This is a genomic window from Thioclava indica (assembly GCF_000714545.1).
GTDB classification, from domain to species: domain Bacteria; phylum Pseudomonadota; class Alphaproteobacteria; order Rhodobacterales; family Rhodobacteraceae; genus Thioclava; species Thioclava indica.
This window is the reverse complement of sequence record NZ_AUNB01000018.1, coordinates 80940-95277: the sequence shown is the minus strand read 5'-3', so window position 1 is coordinate 95277 and position 14338 is coordinate 80940. Positions and strand designations below refer to the sequence as shown.

The following is a 14338-nucleotide window of genomic DNA, read 5'->3' as shown; positions in this document are numbered from 1 at the left end:
CGGAGGCACCATGGCCCAACATAAACGCGTCATCATCATCGGCTCGGGATCGGCAGGGCTTTCGGCTTTGCGCGAGGTGCGCCGCGAAACCGACGATTTCCTGATTGTGAATGCAGGCGATTGGGGCACGACCTGTGCGGCGCGCGGCTGCATGCCCTCCAAGGCGCTGATCGAGGCCGCAAACGCCTTTCACCGCCGCAAGGATTTCGCAGAGTTCGGAATCAGCGGCGGCGGCGACCTGCGCGCCGACATTCCCACGATTATGGCGCGGATGCGTGCCCTGCGCGACGGGTTCGTGAAATCGCCCCGCGAAGTGCCCGAGAAGCTGGGCAAGCGCGCGATCTCAGCGCGCGCGCAACTGCTGGCCCCGAACCGCGTGCAGATCGAAGGCGTGGGCGAGGTCACGGCCGATGCGATCATTCTGGCGACCGGATCGTCACCGATCCTGCCCAAGCCTTGGGAAAAATTCGGCAACCGCATCCTGAGCACCGACACGCTGTTTGAACTGCCCGATCTGCCCAAGCGCATCGCGGTGATCGGCATGGGCGCAATCGGGGTGGAACTGGCGCAGGCGATGGCGCGTCTGGGCGTCGAGGTGGCGGGGTTTGACGCGCTTGAAACACTGGCCGGAGTCAGCGATCCTGAGGTGGCGGCATCCTTGCGCGAAAGCGTCAGTCAAGATCTGGCGCTTTATTTGGGCGCGCCTGCCGAGATCGAAGACAATGGAACCACCCTGACGGTTTCGGGCGCGGGCGGGCAGTTTGAGGCCGATGCCGTTCTGGCCGCGATGGGGCGCAGGCCCAATATCGAGGGGCTTGGGCTTGAGACGCTGGGCGTGGACCTCAGCGAGCGCGGCATGCCCAAGGTCGACCACCATACGCTGCAAATCGGCGATCTGCCGGTGTTTCTGGCGGGCGATGCGAATGGCGACCGGGCGTTGCTGCACGAAGCCGCCGACGAGGGCCATATCGCGGGGCGCAATGCGCTGGCGAAATCCGTCCATGCCTATCACCGCCGCGTGCCGCTTGCGATCACGTTTTGCGCCCCCAACACCGCGCGGATCGGCAAAGGTTTCAAAGAGTTGCAAGGCGAAGCTATCCTGATCGGCGCGCAGGATTTCGCCCGCCAGTCGCGCGCGCGGATGGCCGAGAAAGCGCATGGCATGATCCGCATCTATGCCGCCAAGGATAGCGGCAAACTGCTGGGGGCCGAACTCGCGCTGCCCGATGGCGAGCATCTGGCCCATCTTCTGGCCTTGGCGCTGCACAAGGAGATGGACGTGCATGACCTGCTCGGGATGCCGTTTTACCATCCGGTGTTTGAGGAAGGGCTACGCAGCGCGCTGCGCCAGATCATGCAGGAATTGCCGCAATCGGTGCGCTCTGATCTGGCCGACTGTCCCGCCTGCGGGCATGAGGCGCTGGATTAAACCGCGACCCTTCGCGCGCCCAACACATCGGTTCAATTTATGCGGCGCGGGCGCTTGGCGCTCTGGTGCCCTTTCATCTGCGCCCTACCTGTGAGTCATGATTGGCGCAGGAGGACGCCAGAATGAACCGTCTCAACGAAGTCATGGGGCGCAAGATTGCGCGGTTCTTACAGGGGCGCACGCGGTTTTACCAAACCTTCGCGGCTGTCCCGACGCCCACGTTACGCGAAAGCCTGCGCCCCGGAGATGTGCTGCTGGTCGAGGGGGACCGGCGGATCTCGGCGGCGATCAAATATCTCACCCATTCGACGTGGTCGCATGCCGCATTTTACACCGGCGGGCCAGCGGGGGGCGAGTTGATCGAGGCCGATCTCGAACATGGCGTGCAGATCACCGGGCTGGCCGAATACGCCCATCTCAACACCCGCATCTGTCGCCCGATCGGGCTGCCTCATGACCAGACCGAGGCCCTGATTGATTACATGCAGCGCGCGGTGGGGCGGCGCTATGACCTTAAGAACGTGGTGGATCTGGCGCGCTATCTGCTACCCCACCCGCCGGTGCCGCACCGGTTTCGCCGCCGCCTTCTGGCGCTGGGATCAGGAGATCCGACGCGCGCGATTTGCTCGACCCTGATTGCCGAGGCGTTTCATGCGATCCACTATCCGATCCTACCTGATATCGAGATGGTGGGCAGCGAAAAGGCCGCGCGCGAGATCCTGCACATCCGGCATTATTCGCTGTTCACGCCGCGCGAATTTGACCTCTCGCCCTATTTCAAGGTGGTCAAACCAACGCTTGAAGGCGCGTTTGATTATCGTGCGCTGGATTGGGATGAAACCGCGCCAGCGTTATGAAGGGGGGCACGCGCAAGGGCGCCTCCGGCGGGAGTATTTAGGGCTAGATGAAAGGGCGCGGCTTACATTGAGAACGAGATTCCACAGCCGCAGGAACTGGTGGCGTTGGGATTTTCCACCACGAAGCGCGCGCCGATCAGCTCATCAGTGAAATCGATCACGGCGTTTTCGAGGAAGGGCAGCGAGACCGGGTCGATCAGCACTTTCTGCCCCGCCCCTTCCAGCACGATGTCATCGCTTGCCGGGGTTTCCTCGAGCTTGATGTCATATTGAAAGCCCGAGCAGCCCCCGCCCTCAACCGCCACGCGCAGGGCTTGGGGCGCGCTGCGATCCGCGTTTATTTCAGCCAGTCGGTCAAAGGCGCGCTGGGTGACTTTGGGGGGCAGTTGCATCGGATAACCTCCGGCTTGGCCGCTGGGGCCTGTATTTCGGTGCTATCCGAGATATAGGGGGACAACCGCCACGCGACAAGACGAGGATCGCTGTGCTTAAACCCTATGCTTGCCAGCCCGAGGATTCCCGCGGGCGTCTTCACCCGGAAAAGATTTCCACGTTCCGCTCGCCGTTTCAGCGCGATCGCGACCGGATCATCCATTCCTCGGCGTTTCGTCGCCTCAAGCACAAGACGCAGGTCTTTGTCGAGCATGAGGGCGATTATTACCGCACCCGTCTGACCCACACGATTGAGGTGGCGCAGGTCGCGCGCACGATTGCGGGGGTGTTGGGGCTGAACACCGATCTGGCCGAGGCGGTGGCGCTGGCGCATGATCTGGGCCATCCGCCGTTCGGTCATACGGGCGAGGATGCCTTGGCCGAGCTGATGGCCCCTTACGGCGGGTTCGATCACAACGCCCAAGCCTTGCGCATCGTGACCAAGCTGGAAAAGCACTACGCCGATTTCGACGGGCTGAACCTGACATGGGAGACGCTGGAAGGGATCGCCAAGCATAACGGGCCGGCGATTTCCGACACTGGGGGCTCGCATTCCTACCCCTCGCGCGCCGATCTGCCTTATGCGTTGGCCGAGGTGGACGCAGAGTGGGATCTGGAGCTGGAAACCAATGCCAGCGCCGAGGCGCAGGTAGCAGCTGTCGCCGATGACGTCGCCTATAATCACCACGATCTGCATGACGGCTTGCGCGCGGGCCTGTTTGACGAAGATGATCTGTGCGGCCTGCCGGTGATTGGCGAGTGTTTCGCGCAGGTCGACGCGCTTTATCCCGATCTGGATCGCACGCGTCGCCAGCACGAGGCCCTGCGCCGCGTCTTTGGTGTCATGGTTGAAGATGTGATCGCGGTGGCGCAAAATCGGCTGACTTCGTTGGGGCCGGAAAGTGCCGATGACATCCGTCATATGGACGGGCCGATCATCCGGTTTTCCAAGCCGCTTTATCAAAACCTCAAGGCGATCAAGGGCTTTTTGTTCGAGCGTATGTATCGCGCGCCCACCGTCGTGGTCGAGCGCAGACGTGTGACCGCGATGATTGATGCGCTGTTTCCGCTGTTCATGGAGCGCCCCGAATTGCTGCCCGAGGAATGGCTGGAAGAGGTCGCGCTGGCCCGCCAAGCGGGTGGCGATTGCACCCGCCCCGAGTCAAAACAGGCGCTGGCGCGGGTCGTTCTGGATTACGTCGCAGGCATGACCGACCGTTTCGCCATTCAGGAATATGAACGTTTGGTCGGGCGCGCGCCCTAAATCGGGAACCTCTGGCCGCGCCACTCGTTAGCTGAGCGAGTGCAACGCGACAAACAGGAGGGACCACCATGATCAACAAACATGCAACCGCGCATTGGGAAGGCCCGATCAAAGAGGGCAAGGGCACGATCTCGACGCAAAGCGGCGCGCTGGATGCCCAGCCCTATGGCTTCAACACCCGTTTTGAGGACAAGCCCGGCTCTAACCCCGAAGAGCTGATCGGCGCGGCCCATGCGGCGTGCTTTTCGATGGCGCTGTCGCTGGAGCTTGAGAAAGCAGGCGTCAGCGATGTGGTGATTGACACCAAGGCCGTCGTGTCGCTGGACGAAGAAGGTGACGGGTTTGCGGTCAAGAAATCCGCGCTCACCACCACCGTGCAGGGCAAAGGCGATGAGGCGGCGATCCGTAAAGCGGCGGAGGGCGCCAAGACAGGCTGCCCGATTTCCAAGGTTCTGAACTGCGACATCACGCTGGATCTGACGATCGCTTGAACCGTTCGATATCCAAGCCAAAGGCGTCCCTTCGTGGGCGCCTTTTTGCTGTGGCACGGGCCGCTCACCCAGACGTGCGCGACGGCGGCGCTTGTGCCGCCCCCCCGCCTGACGCTACACCTGCGCCCGAGCACACCGGAGGCCCCCATGAAAATCGCCACCTTCAATATCAACGGCATTAAAGCGCGCCATCCCGCGCTGATCGACTGGCTACGCGAGGCGCAACCCGATGTGGCCTTGCTGCAAGAGATCAAATCCGTCGATGAGGCCTTCCCGCGCGAGCTGTTCGAGGATCTGGGCTATCAAGTCGAAACCCATGGTCAGAAAAGTTTCAACGGCGTTGCGATCCTCTCTAAGCTGCCGCTTGAGGATATCACGCGCGGATTGCCCGGCGACGACGGTGACGAGCAAGCCCGCTGGATCGAAGCGACCGTTGTGGGCGAGCGTGCGGTGCGTCTGTGCGGGCTGTATCTGCCCAATGGCAATCCGGTGGAATTTGACGACACGGGCGCGCCGATCCATGAGGGGAAATACGGCTATAAGCTGGATTGGATGGCGCGGATGCAGGCCCGCGCGACCGAATTGCTGGCGCTCGAAGAGCCGTTCCTGATGGCGGGCGATTACAACATCATCCCCCAAGATGAGGATGCCGCCAAGCCCGAGGCCTGGCGCAAGGATGCGCTGGCGCTGCCCGAAAGCCGCGCCGCCTTTCGCCGGCTTTTGAACATGGGCTTTACCGAGGCGTTTCGCGCCCGCGATGCCGAGCCCGGCCAATATTCGTTCTGGGACTATCAGGCGGGCGCTTGGCCGCGCAATAACGGCATCCGCATCGATCATTTGCTGCTGTCGCCCCAAGCCGCCGATCTGATGCAAGCGGTGGGGATCGACAAGGAAATTCGCGGCCGCGACAAGCCCTCTGATCATGTGCCGGTCTGGGTCGAACTGGCGGCCTGACCCCTTGCATATCCCAGGCTTCACCTGCAAGATTTCGTGCAAGGAGGACCATCATGCAAGACCAACTCAGCCGCCATCCGGTGCCGGCACTTTCAGAAATGCCCGAGGATATCCGCACCCGCCTTGAGGCCGTGCAAGAGAAGGCGGGCTTCATTCCCAATATCTTTCTCGCGCTGGCCCATCGCCCCGACGAATTTCGCGCGTTTTTTGCCTATCACGACGCGCTGATGGAGCGTCCCGGCAACCTGAGCATTGCCGAGCGCGAGATGATCGTGGTGGCGACTTCGGCGGCCAATGAATGTCAGTATTGCGTGATCGCCCATGGCGCGATCCTGCGGATTCGGGCGAAAGACCCGCTGATTGCCGATCAGGTCGCGGTGAATTATCGCAAGGCGTCGATTACGCCACGCCAGCGCGCGATGCTCGATTTCGCGATGAAAGTGTCGCAGCGCGCGCAAGAGGTCGAGGCGGAAGATTACGCGGTGCTGCACGCGCACGGTTTCAGCGATGACGACATCTGGGATATCGGCGCAATCTCCAGCTTCTTCGGGCTATCCAACCGGCTGGTGAACATGGCTTCGATCCCGCCCAACCCCGAGTTTTACGCAATGGCGCGCTAAGGTCGCCCTGCCCCGTTGAGCCTTGCGCGCGGCGCGGTTAGGTTGAGCGGGAAGCCAAAAAGGACGCCCCATGACCGAGTATCTCGACACGCCAGAAGCCCGCCGCATCGCCTACAATCTCACGCCCGGCACAGGCCCCGGCGTGGTGTTTCTGGGCGGGTTCAAATCGGACATGGAGGGCACTAAGGCGCTTGCACTGGAAAACTGGGCACGCGCGCAAGGACGTGCATTCCTGCGCTTTGATTATTCCGGGCATGGCGTGTCGGGCGGGGCGTTTGACGAGGGCGCGATTGGCGACTGGTATGAGGATGCGCGCGACGTCATCATGGCACTGACCGAGGGGCCGCAGATCCTCGTGGGATCGTCGATGGGCGGCTGGATCTCGCTTTTGATGGCGCGTGAGCATCCCGAGAAAATCGCTGGCCTCGTGACCATCGCCGCCGCGCCCGATTTCACCGAAGACGGCTATTGGGCCAGCTTCGATCAGGAAACCCGTCACAAGCTGGAATCGCAAGGCTCGGTCGAGGTGCCTTCGGATTATGGCGATCCCTATGTCATCACGCGCCGGTTGATCAACGAGGGGCGCACGCGGCTGGTGCTGCGCAGCCCGCTCGCCCTGCCCTTCCCGACGCGGTTCTTGCAGGGCACGGCCGATAGCGCCGTCTCGACCGAAACAGCGCTGCGCCTGCTGGATCATGCCGACGGGACGGATATGCGCCTGACGCTGGTAAAAGGGGCCGATCACCGCTTTTCGACATCCGAATGTCTGACCCTGATCAAGACCGCGCTGGCCGAGGTGATCGACGCGCAGCAATAGGCGCGATCACGCTGTTTCGGTTTGCCTCCGCCTACGCCTTGCGGCACACTCGCCGCGCAAGAGCGCGATCAAGCGCCGACAAACGAGGTGAGAGCAATGCAAGACGATCCCGTGATCTTCCTGCCTGGAATGATGTGTGATGCGCGCCTGTTCTGGCATCCACTGCAAGAGCTGTCAGCGGATCGCAGCGTCAGCGTTGCGCGCCTACGCGGAGCCTCGATTGAGGAGATGTCCGCGCGCGTCCTGGCCGAAGCGCCGCCGCGCTTTGCGCTGGTCGGGCATTGGCTGGGCGGGGTCGTGGCGATGGACGTGTTGCGGCGCGCGCCCGAGCGGGTCAGCCAGATCTCCTTGATCGACATCTCTCCTCTGCCCGAAACGCCGCAAATGGCGGGCAGGCGTGAACCGCGCATGGTACGCGCGCGCACCGGACGGCTGGATGAGGTCATGCTAGAGGAAATCCCGCCCGAGACGCTGGCACCGGGAGAAAACCGCCCGCATGTGCAGGCTTTGATGCTGGAAATGGCCGCAGCCCTTGGCCCCGACACGTTTATCGAACAATCGCGCGCCTTGATGCGGCGGCCCGATTTTCAACGCACCCTTCGGTCCACCCGAACGCGCGCGCTGTTGATGTGTGGCGAATATGACCAGATTTGTCCGCCCCGCCGCCACGAATTTCTGGCCGAGCTGATGCCGCATGCCGAATATCGCCTGATCTTGGGCGCAGGGCACCTTAGCCCGCTGGAGCAGCCCGAGAAAATAACGCAGGGGCTACGCGATTGGCTCGACGCGCCCCTGCTATTGGCTTGAAAATATAACCTGTTCCGACTTAGGCGGTGGCCTTGGTCGCTTTCGGTTTTTTGCGGATCGGCGTGACAGTGGCCGCCTTGGCTTTGGGGCTCGTTTGTTCGCCGCCATCCGCGTATTCGTCGATGAAATCCAACACCAGTGGGCGAATATTGTTGCGCCAATGCGACCCGGCAAAGATGCCATAATGGCCCGCATCTGGTTCGAGGTGGTTGTTCTTCATTGCGTCCGGCACACCCGTGCACAGATCCAACGCGGCCACACATTGACCAGGCGCGGAAATATCGTCTTTCTCGCCTTCGACCGTCTTCACCGCAACCGAGGTGATCTTGCCGATATCGACGCGCTTACCGTTGATTTCAAATCGGTTTTCTGCAATCTCGAGACCTTTGAAGATGCGGTCCACGGTCGAAAGATAGAACTCTGCCGTCATATCCATCACCGCAAGATATTCGTCATAGAAACGGTAGTGTTTGTCCAACACTGTCGCCTCACCCGAGGCTTCGTTCCAGATTTTTTCCTGAAAGGCTTGCGTGTGCTTGTCCATGTTCATCGAAATGAACGAGGCAAGCTGCATCAGGCCCGGATAAACCAGACGCCCCGCACCCTTGTATTTGAAGCCGACGCGCTGGATCACCATTTGCTCAAGCTGGCCCATCGTGACGCGACGACCGAAATCGGTGACCTCGGTTGCGGCGGCATCGGGATCAATCGGACCACCGATCAGCGTCAGGGTGCGCGGCTGTGCGGCGGGCTCCTCTTCGGCGAGATAGGCGGTTGCGACCAGTGCAATCGGCGCGGGCTGACAAACAGCGATCACGTTGATATCGGGGCCGAGTTCCTTCATGAAATCGACCAGATAGAGCGTGTAATCCTCGATATCGAACTTGCCTGCGCTGACGGGAATGTCGCGCGCATTGTGCCAGTCGGTGATCCAGACATCCGCGTCGGGCAGCAGCGAGGTCACGGTCGAGCGCAGCAGCGTTGCGTAATGGCCCGACATCGGTGCCACCAGCAAAACGCGGCGTGCCATCGGCTCGCGGCCATGCACGTTGAAATGGATCAGCGAACCGAAAGGCTTGTCCATCACCGTCTCGACCTCGACAAGGTGGTCGCGACCGTCATCAGCGGCAATCGAAACGATCCCCCAATCGGGCTTGATCACCATGCGCGCAAACGAGCGTTCCGTCACCCGCCCCCAAGCCGACATGACTTTGAACATCGGATGCGGCGTCAGCCCCCAGATCGGATAGGACGCCATGGCGCGCGCCGAAGCCCCCATCCATTCATTGGTATTCCTGACGGTTTCCATCAGGTCATAGCTCATGATCGTCTTCATTTTGGCTCCTTGGCCGGGGTGTGCAGGCGAAACCCCGCACAGTGTGACTCAAACGCCGCTTTACCCCAAGACTACGGCAAGATTATGCTACCCTCAGGATAGGGAGGAATTGGCGCTATGACAACTGAGGACGAGTCAAAAAATGCTGCATCGCAGAAAATGCAGGAAAATATCGCACGGATCGAGGCGCTGACCGAGCGAATGGTCGGCGCTTTGTCACATAAGCGCGCCCCCAATACAGCCCTCGAAGGCCCCGGCCCCGATCTGCAGCTTTCCGCGACGACAGCGTTGATGAAAGAGTGGATGGAGAAGCCCTCCAAGATCTTTGAGGCGCAGACAAATTACTGGTCGCAGGCCCTAAAACACTACGTTGAGGCGAGCGAGTCGCTCGCCCAAGGCACGTTCAGCCCGCCCGAAGATCCCGGCCCGACCGATCCGCGTTTCAAGAACCCGCTTTGGGACAGCCACCCCTATTTCAACTTCATCAAGCAGCAATATCTGATCGCCTCTAAGGGGGTGCAGGATGCGGTTGATCAACTTGACGAGATTGATGACACCGACCGCAAGCGCCTGAATTACTTTTCGCGTCAAATCATTGATCTGATGTCGCCGACCAATTTCCTCGCGACCAACCCCGACGCGCTGGAAAAGGCCGTGCAGACCGAGGGCGAGAGCCTTGTGAAAGGGCTGGAAAACCTTGTGCGCGATCTTGAGGCGAACCAAGGCGATCTGCTGGTGACGCTAGCCGATAAAGACGCCTTCGTCGTGGGCGAAAATATCGGCACGGCTGAGGGCTCGGTCGTCTATCGCAACCGTCTGTTTGAGCTGATCCAATACAAGCCGACCACTGAAAAGGTTCATAAAACCCCGCTGATCATCTTCCCGCCCTGGATCAACCGGTTTTATATCATGGACCTGAAACCGCAAAATTCGCTGATCCGCTGGATCGTCGATCAGGGCTTTACGCTGTTCATCGTCAGCTGGAAAAACCCAGACCAAACCTATGCCGATGTCGGGCTCGAAGACTATGTGCAAGAGGGCTATCTTGAGGCGATTGATCAGGTCAAAGCGCTGACCGGTGAGCCCAAAATCAACGCGGTTGGCTATTGCATCGCAGGCACGACGCTAAGCCTGACGCTGGGGCTGCTGAACAAGCGCAAGGACCGCTCAATCAACTCGGCGACCTTCTTTACCACGCTCACCGATTTCTCCGATCAGGGCGAGTTCACTGTCTTCTTGCAGGACGATTTCGTGGACGGTATCGAAAAGCAATGTGAGACCGATGGCGTGCTGTCCTCGTATTTCATGTCGCGCACGTTCTCTTTTCTGCGGTCGCGCGATCTGATCTATCAGCCTGCCATTCGCAGCTACATGATGGGCGAGGCCCCGCCCGCCTTTGATCTGCTGTTCTGGAATGGCGATTCCACCAACCTGCCGGGCAAGATGGCGGTGCAATATCTGCGCGGGCTGTGCCAACAAGACAAGTTTGCTGGCGAAGGCTTTGAGGTGCTGGGCGAAACCGTCAGCGTGCGCGATGTGAACGTGCCGCTGATGGCGGTTGCGTGCGAAAGCGATCATATCGCGCCTTGGATCGCCTCGTTTAACGGGGTTGCGCAGATGGGATCGAAGGACAAGCAGTTCATCCTGTCCGAATCAGGCCATATCGCGGGCATCGTGAACCCGCCGAGCAAAAAGAAATACGGGCATTACATCTCGGCTGCCCCTGTCGCAGACCCGAATCAATGGAAGGCCGAGGCCGAGTTCCATGACGGATCCTGGTGGCCACATTGGGGCGAGTGGCTGGCGAAAAAATCTGGCAAGATGGTACCCGCGCGCGCTCCCGGCGGACCCGATCACAAAATTCTCTGCGCCGCGCCCGGCACTTATGTCAAAGAAGTCGCGAAGATCTGACGTTTCGCTCTCAGATTGTAAATTTCTGCGGCGCGGCATTGTTCCTCTTGAAATGCTGCGCCGCAGCATGTATGTTCATCACATAACGAAAACGGGTCTGGCGATGATGTAATCCTGCGGACCCCCTGTGATGGAGCACGACAAATGGCTAAGACCCAAGACTACACCAAAGTTATGCAAGACATGATGGCTAACTTCCCGATGGACACCTCGAAATTCCAAGGCGCGTTCAAGTCGCAAGCCGCTCTGGGCGAGAAAATGTCGAAAGTGGCATTGGACGCTGCTGAGAAATCGGCCGAGCTGTCGACCAAATGGACCAAAGACACCATCGCAAAAGTCGGCGATCTGACCACGACCAAAGAAGAGCCCGCTGACTACGCCAAAGCTGCCAGCGACTTTGCTTCGGCTGCTGCTGAAATGGCGTCGGAAAACATGGCTGCTTTCGCTGAAATCGCGAAAAAAGTGCAGATGGAAACCGTCGAGCTGATGATGGCTGCTGGCAAAGACATCTCCGAAGAAGCTTCGGCTTCGGTCAAAAAAGCAACCGCCGACATGGGCGCTGCTGCCAAAAAAGCGACCAGCGCTGCGAAGTAAAACTACTTCCGTCTCCCAGCGTCCTCCTCCCTGCCGGGAACGGAACTAAAGGCGAGCCTTCGGGCTCGCCTTTTTTCTTTGGTTGCTTTTGCGCCTGCAGCGTCTCACTATCGCTGCAACGCAATAATATTTCTTCCGGAGGATTTCATGGCTGACGATGCCAAGCCCCTGCTGATCAAGCGCTATGCAAGCCGCCGGCTCTACAACACCGAGACCAGCGACTACGTCACGCTTGAAGACATTGCCAAATTCATTCGCGATGGGCGCGAAGTGCAGATCATTGACCTGAAATCGGGCGACGATCTGACGCGTCAATATCTGCTGCAAATCGTGGCCGAACATGAAAGCCGCGGCGAGTCCGTGCTGCCCGTCGACGTGCTGACCGATCTGGTGCGTTCCTATACCGGGGCGGCGCAATCGGTGGTGCCGCAATTCCTTGCCGCAAGTTTCGAGATGCTGCGCGAGGGTCATTCGCACCTGCTCGAAAACATGACGAAAATTCCCGGCCCGATGGGCTCGATGCCTGGTATTGAGGCGCTGCAAGCCCAGCAAAAAGCCTTCTTGAAAAACATGATGGCGGGCTGGGGCACGGCGGGATCATCCGGCCCCGCGCCCGAAGACGCTGGCGATGAGCGTGGCGAGTTGGACGCGATCAAAAAGCAACTGGCCGAGCTGCAGAGTAAACTCAACAAGATGTAACCCGCCGCTCGATTGGTCGAATTGACGCAGCGCGCCCGTTTCGGGCGCGTTTTGCATGCGCTGCGCTTGACACCCCTGCCCTAGATGCGCGAAACAACAAACGCGCAAAACCGCGCCGAATATAGTCCCGCAACCGGGCGCTCCGTGGGCGCCAAACCGACGAGGAGGACAGACATGTCCCAGATCTCCCTCACCTTCCCCGATGGCTCGCAACGCTCCTATGATAGCGGCGTCACGCCCGCTGAAGTGGCCGCCTCAATTGCGAACTCGCTGGCCAAAAAGGCAATCTCGGCGCAGGTGAATGACACGCATTGGGATTTGCAGTGGCCCATCACCGAAGACGCGAAAATCGCAATCAACACGATGGCCGATGACGGCCCAGCGCTGGAACTGATCCGCCACGATCTGGCCCATATCATGGCGCGCGCCGTGCAAGAGCTTTACCCCGGCGTGAAGGTCACGATCGGTCCAGTGCGCGATTACGGCTGGTTTTACGATTTCGACCGCGAGGAACCTTTCACCCCCGAAGACCTTGGCGCGATCGAAAAGAAGATGCGCGAAATCATCAATGCCCGCGATCCGGTGAAAACCGAGACCTGGAGCCGCAAACACGCGATTGATCATTACCTTGCCACCGACGAGCCCTATAAGGTCGAGCTGATCAACCGCATCCCGGTGGGCGAAGATATTCGGATGTATTGGCATGGCAATTGGCAGGATCTGTGCCGCGGCCCGCACCTGCAACACACGGGTCAAGTCCCTGCGGATGCGTTCAAGCTGACCCATGTCGCGGGCGCGTATTGGCTGGGCGATAACACCCGCCCGATGCTGCAGCGCATCTATGGCGTGGCGTTCAAGTCCAAGAAAGACCTCACCGCGCATATGACCATGCTCGAAGAGGCCGCCAAACGCGATCACCGCAAGCTGGGCCGCGAGATGAACCTGTTTCACATGCAGGAAGAGGCTCCGGGGCAGATCTTTTGGCATCCCAACGGCTGGTCGATCTACACCAACCTGCAAGACTACATGCGGCGCAAACAGCGCGCCGATGGCTATGTCGAGGTCAACACCCCGCAAGTGGTGAACCGCAAACTTTGGGAAGCCTCGGGGCATTGGGAAAACTATCAGGAAAACATGTTCATCGTCGAAGTGGACGAGGATCACGCGCGCGAAAAAACCGTCAATGCGCTCAAGCCGATGAACTGCCCCGGCCATGTGCAGATTTTCAACGTCGGCACCAAAAGCTATCGCGATCTGCCGCTGCGCATGGCCGAGTTTGGCTCGTGCAACCGCTATGAACCCTCGGGCGCGCTGCATGGCATCATGCGGGTGCGCGGTTTTACCCAGGATGACGCGCATATTTTCTGCACCCAAGAGCAGATCGAACCCGAGACCAAGAAATTCATCGAATTTCTCGCCGGAATCTATGCCGATTTGGGATTTGATAACTGGAAGGTCAAACTCTCGACCCGCCCTGAAAAGCGCATCGGGTCCGAGGAAAGCTGGGACTACGCCGAAGAAAGCCTTGGCAATGCCTGCCGCAAAGCGGGCTACGAGTTCGAGGTTCAGGAAGGCGAAGGCGCGTTTTACGGGCCCAAGCTGGAATTCGTCCTCACCGATGCCATCGGGCGCGATTGGCAATGCGGCACGCTTCAGGTGGACCCGAACCTGCCCGAGCGGCTGGATGCCGATTATGTCGGCTCGGATGGCGAACGCCACCGCCCGATCATGCTGCACCGCGCGGTTCTTGGCAGCTTCGAGCGCTTCATCGGCATCTTGATCGAATCCCACGCGGGCAAACTGCCGCTTTGGCTTGCCCCGCGTCAGGTTGTGGTAGCCGCAATTGTCTCGGACGCCGATGATTATGTGCGCGAGGTCACCGAAAAGCTGATCGCCGCGGGCATCCGCGCCGAGGCCGATACGCGCAACGAAAAGATCAATTACAAGGTGCGCGAACACAGCCATGGCAAGGTCCCCTATATCTTTGCCATCGGCATGAAAGAGGTCGAAGAGCGCTCGGTCTCGGTGCGGCAGCTTGGCGATACGCGCACCCGCATGGCCGCGCTTGATGACATCGTGGCCGAGCTGAAAGCCGAATCGACGCCGCCCGACTTGCGCGGATAATTG

The 14338-nt window shown here is 60.1% G+C and carries 14 protein-coding genes; 12 read left to right on the top strand and 2 right to left on the bottom strand.

The window, feature by feature from the left end; all coding sequences use genetic code 11:
- Positions 1-10: 10 nt before the first annotated feature.
- Positions 11-1429, top strand: coding sequence for a dihydrolipoyl dehydrogenase (locus DT23_RS06555; RefSeq protein ID WP_038129623.1), 1419 nt, complete (start codon positions 11-13; stop codon positions 1427-1429).
- 122 nt (positions 1430-1551) lie between these two features.
- Entirely contained in the window at positions 1552-2286 is a 735-nt protein-coding gene (locus tag DT23_RS06550; protein ID WP_038129621.1) for a C40 family peptidase, read from the top strand.
- Positions 2287-2348: 62 nt separating this feature from the next.
- Here the strand turns inward: DT23_RS06550 and DT23_RS06545 are convergent, their stop codons facing one another.
- Entirely contained in the window at positions 2349-2678 is a 330-nt protein-coding gene (locus DT23_RS06545) for a HesB/IscA family protein (RefSeq protein ID WP_038129618.1), read from the bottom strand.
- A 92-nt stretch (positions 2679-2770) separates the two neighbouring features.
- Here DT23_RS06545 and DT23_RS06540 point away from each other — a divergent pair, with 92 nt between their 5' ends.
- The 6 genes from DT23_RS06540 (at position 2771) to DT23_RS06515 (ending at position 7671) form a co-directional block, all read left to right on the top strand.
- Positions 2771-3982 (top strand): deoxyguanosinetriphosphate triphosphohydrolase, encoded by a 1212-nt coding sequence (locus DT23_RS06540; protein ID WP_038129617.1) that lies wholly within the window; start codon positions 2771-2773, stop codon positions 3980-3982.
- A gap of 68 nt (positions 3983-4050) precedes the next feature.
- Positions 4051-4473, top strand: coding sequence for an OsmC family protein (locus DT23_RS06535; protein ID WP_038129614.1), 423 nt, complete (start codon positions 4051-4053; stop codon positions 4471-4473).
- A 147-nt stretch (positions 4474-4620) separates the two neighbouring features.
- On the top strand, positions 4621-5427 hold the full coding sequence (gene xth, locus DT23_RS06530) for an exodeoxyribonuclease III (protein WP_038129611.1): 807 nt from the start codon (positions 4621-4623) through the stop codon (positions 5425-5427).
- 53 nt (positions 5428-5480) lie between these two features.
- Positions 5481-6047, top strand: coding sequence for a peroxidase-related enzyme (locus DT23_RS06525; protein ID WP_038129609.1), 567 nt, complete (start codon positions 5481-5483; stop codon positions 6045-6047).
- 70 nt (positions 6048-6117) lie between these two features.
- Positions 6118-6864 carry an alpha/beta hydrolase gene (locus tag DT23_RS06520; RefSeq protein ID WP_038129605.1) on the top strand — a complete coding sequence of 249 codons (747 nt, stop codon included), beginning with the start codon at positions 6118-6120 and terminating at the stop codon, positions 6862-6864.
- Between the two features lie 96 nt (positions 6865-6960).
- Positions 6961-7671, top strand: a complete 711-nt coding sequence (locus DT23_RS06515; protein ID WP_038129601.1) for an alpha/beta fold hydrolase — start codon at positions 6961-6963, stop codon at positions 7669-7671.
- 19 nt (positions 7672-7690) lie between these two features.
- On the opposite strand, the gene phaZ is transcribed toward DT23_RS06515, so the two are convergent.
- Positions 7691-9007, bottom strand: a complete 1317-nt coding sequence (phaZ, locus tag DT23_RS06510) for a polyhydroxyalkanoate depolymerase (RefSeq protein ID WP_038129599.1) — start codon at positions 9005-9007, stop codon at positions 7691-7693.
- Positions 9008-9124: 117 nt separating this feature from the next.
- Here phaZ and phaC point away from each other — a divergent pair, with 117 nt between their 5' ends.
- The 4 genes from phaC (at position 9125) to thrS (ending at position 14335) form a co-directional block, all read left to right on the top strand.
- Positions 9125-10918 (top strand): class I poly(R)-hydroxyalkanoic acid synthase, encoded by a 1794-nt coding sequence (phaC, locus tag DT23_RS06505; protein ID WP_038129597.1) that lies wholly within the window; start codon positions 9125-9127, stop codon positions 10916-10918.
- A gap of 144 nt (positions 10919-11062) precedes the next feature.
- Positions 11063-11512: a phasin family protein gene (locus tag DT23_RS06500; RefSeq protein WP_038129595.1), complete on the top strand. Its 450-nt coding sequence runs from the start codon at positions 11063-11065 to the stop codon at positions 11510-11512.
- Positions 11513-11659: 147 nt separating this feature from the next.
- Complete coding sequence (gene phaR, locus DT23_RS06495) at positions 11660-12211, top strand: polyhydroxyalkanoate synthesis repressor PhaR (protein WP_038129592.1); 552 nt, start codon at positions 11660-11662, stop codon at positions 12209-12211.
- Between the two features lie 174 nt (positions 12212-12385).
- Positions 12386-14335 carry a threonine--tRNA ligase gene (gene thrS / locus DT23_RS06490; RefSeq protein ID WP_038129590.1) on the top strand — a complete coding sequence of 650 codons (1950 nt, stop codon included), beginning with the start codon at positions 12386-12388 and terminating at the stop codon, positions 14333-14335.
- Positions 14336-14338: the final 3 nt, after the last annotated feature.

Bases quoted from the DNA above. Each gene is read 5' to 3' on its own strand.
- DT23_RS06545 (WP_038129618.1), bottom strand. From the start codon at position 2,678: ATGCAACTGCCCCCCAAAGTCACCCAGCGCGCCTTTGACCGACTGGCT.
- phaC (WP_038129597.1), top strand. From the start codon at position 9,125: ATGACAACTGAGGACGAGTCAAAAAATGCTGCATCGCAGAAAATGCAG.
- xth (WP_038129611.1), top strand. From the start codon at position 4,621: ATGAAAATCGCCACCTTCAATATCAACGGCATTAAAGCGCGCCATCCC.
- DT23_RS06500 (WP_038129595.1), top strand. From the start codon at position 11,063: ATGGCTAAGACCCAAGACTACACCAAAGTTATGCAAGACATGATGGCT.
- DT23_RS06555 (WP_038129623.1), top strand. From the start codon at position 11: ATGGCCCAACATAAACGCGTCATCATCATCGGCTCGGGATCGGCAGGG.
- DT23_RS06535 (WP_038129614.1), top strand. From the start codon at position 4,051: ATGATCAACAAACATGCAACCGCGCATTGGGAAGGCCCGATCAAAGAG.
- phaZ (WP_038129599.1), bottom strand. From the start codon at position 9,007: ATGAAGACGATCATGAGCTATGACCTGATGGAAACCGTCAGGAATACC.
- DT23_RS06515 (WP_038129601.1), top strand. From the start codon at position 6,961: ATGCAAGACGATCCCGTGATCTTCCTGCCTGGAATGATGTGTGATGCG.
- phaR (WP_038129592.1), top strand. From the start codon at position 11,660: ATGGCTGACGATGCCAAGCCCCTGCTGATCAAGCGCTATGCAAGCCGC.
- DT23_RS06520 (WP_038129605.1), top strand. From the start codon at position 6,118: ATGACCGAGTATCTCGACACGCCAGAAGCCCGCCGCATCGCCTACAAT.
- thrS (WP_038129590.1), top strand. From the start codon at position 12,386: ATGTCCCAGATCTCCCTCACCTTCCCCGATGGCTCGCAACGCTCCTAT.
- DT23_RS06550 (WP_038129621.1), top strand. From the start codon at position 1,552: ATGAACCGTCTCAACGAAGTCATGGGGCGCAAGATTGCGCGGTTCTTA.
- DT23_RS06525 (WP_038129609.1), top strand. From the start codon at position 5,481: ATGCAAGACCAACTCAGCCGCCATCCGGTGCCGGCACTTTCAGAAATG.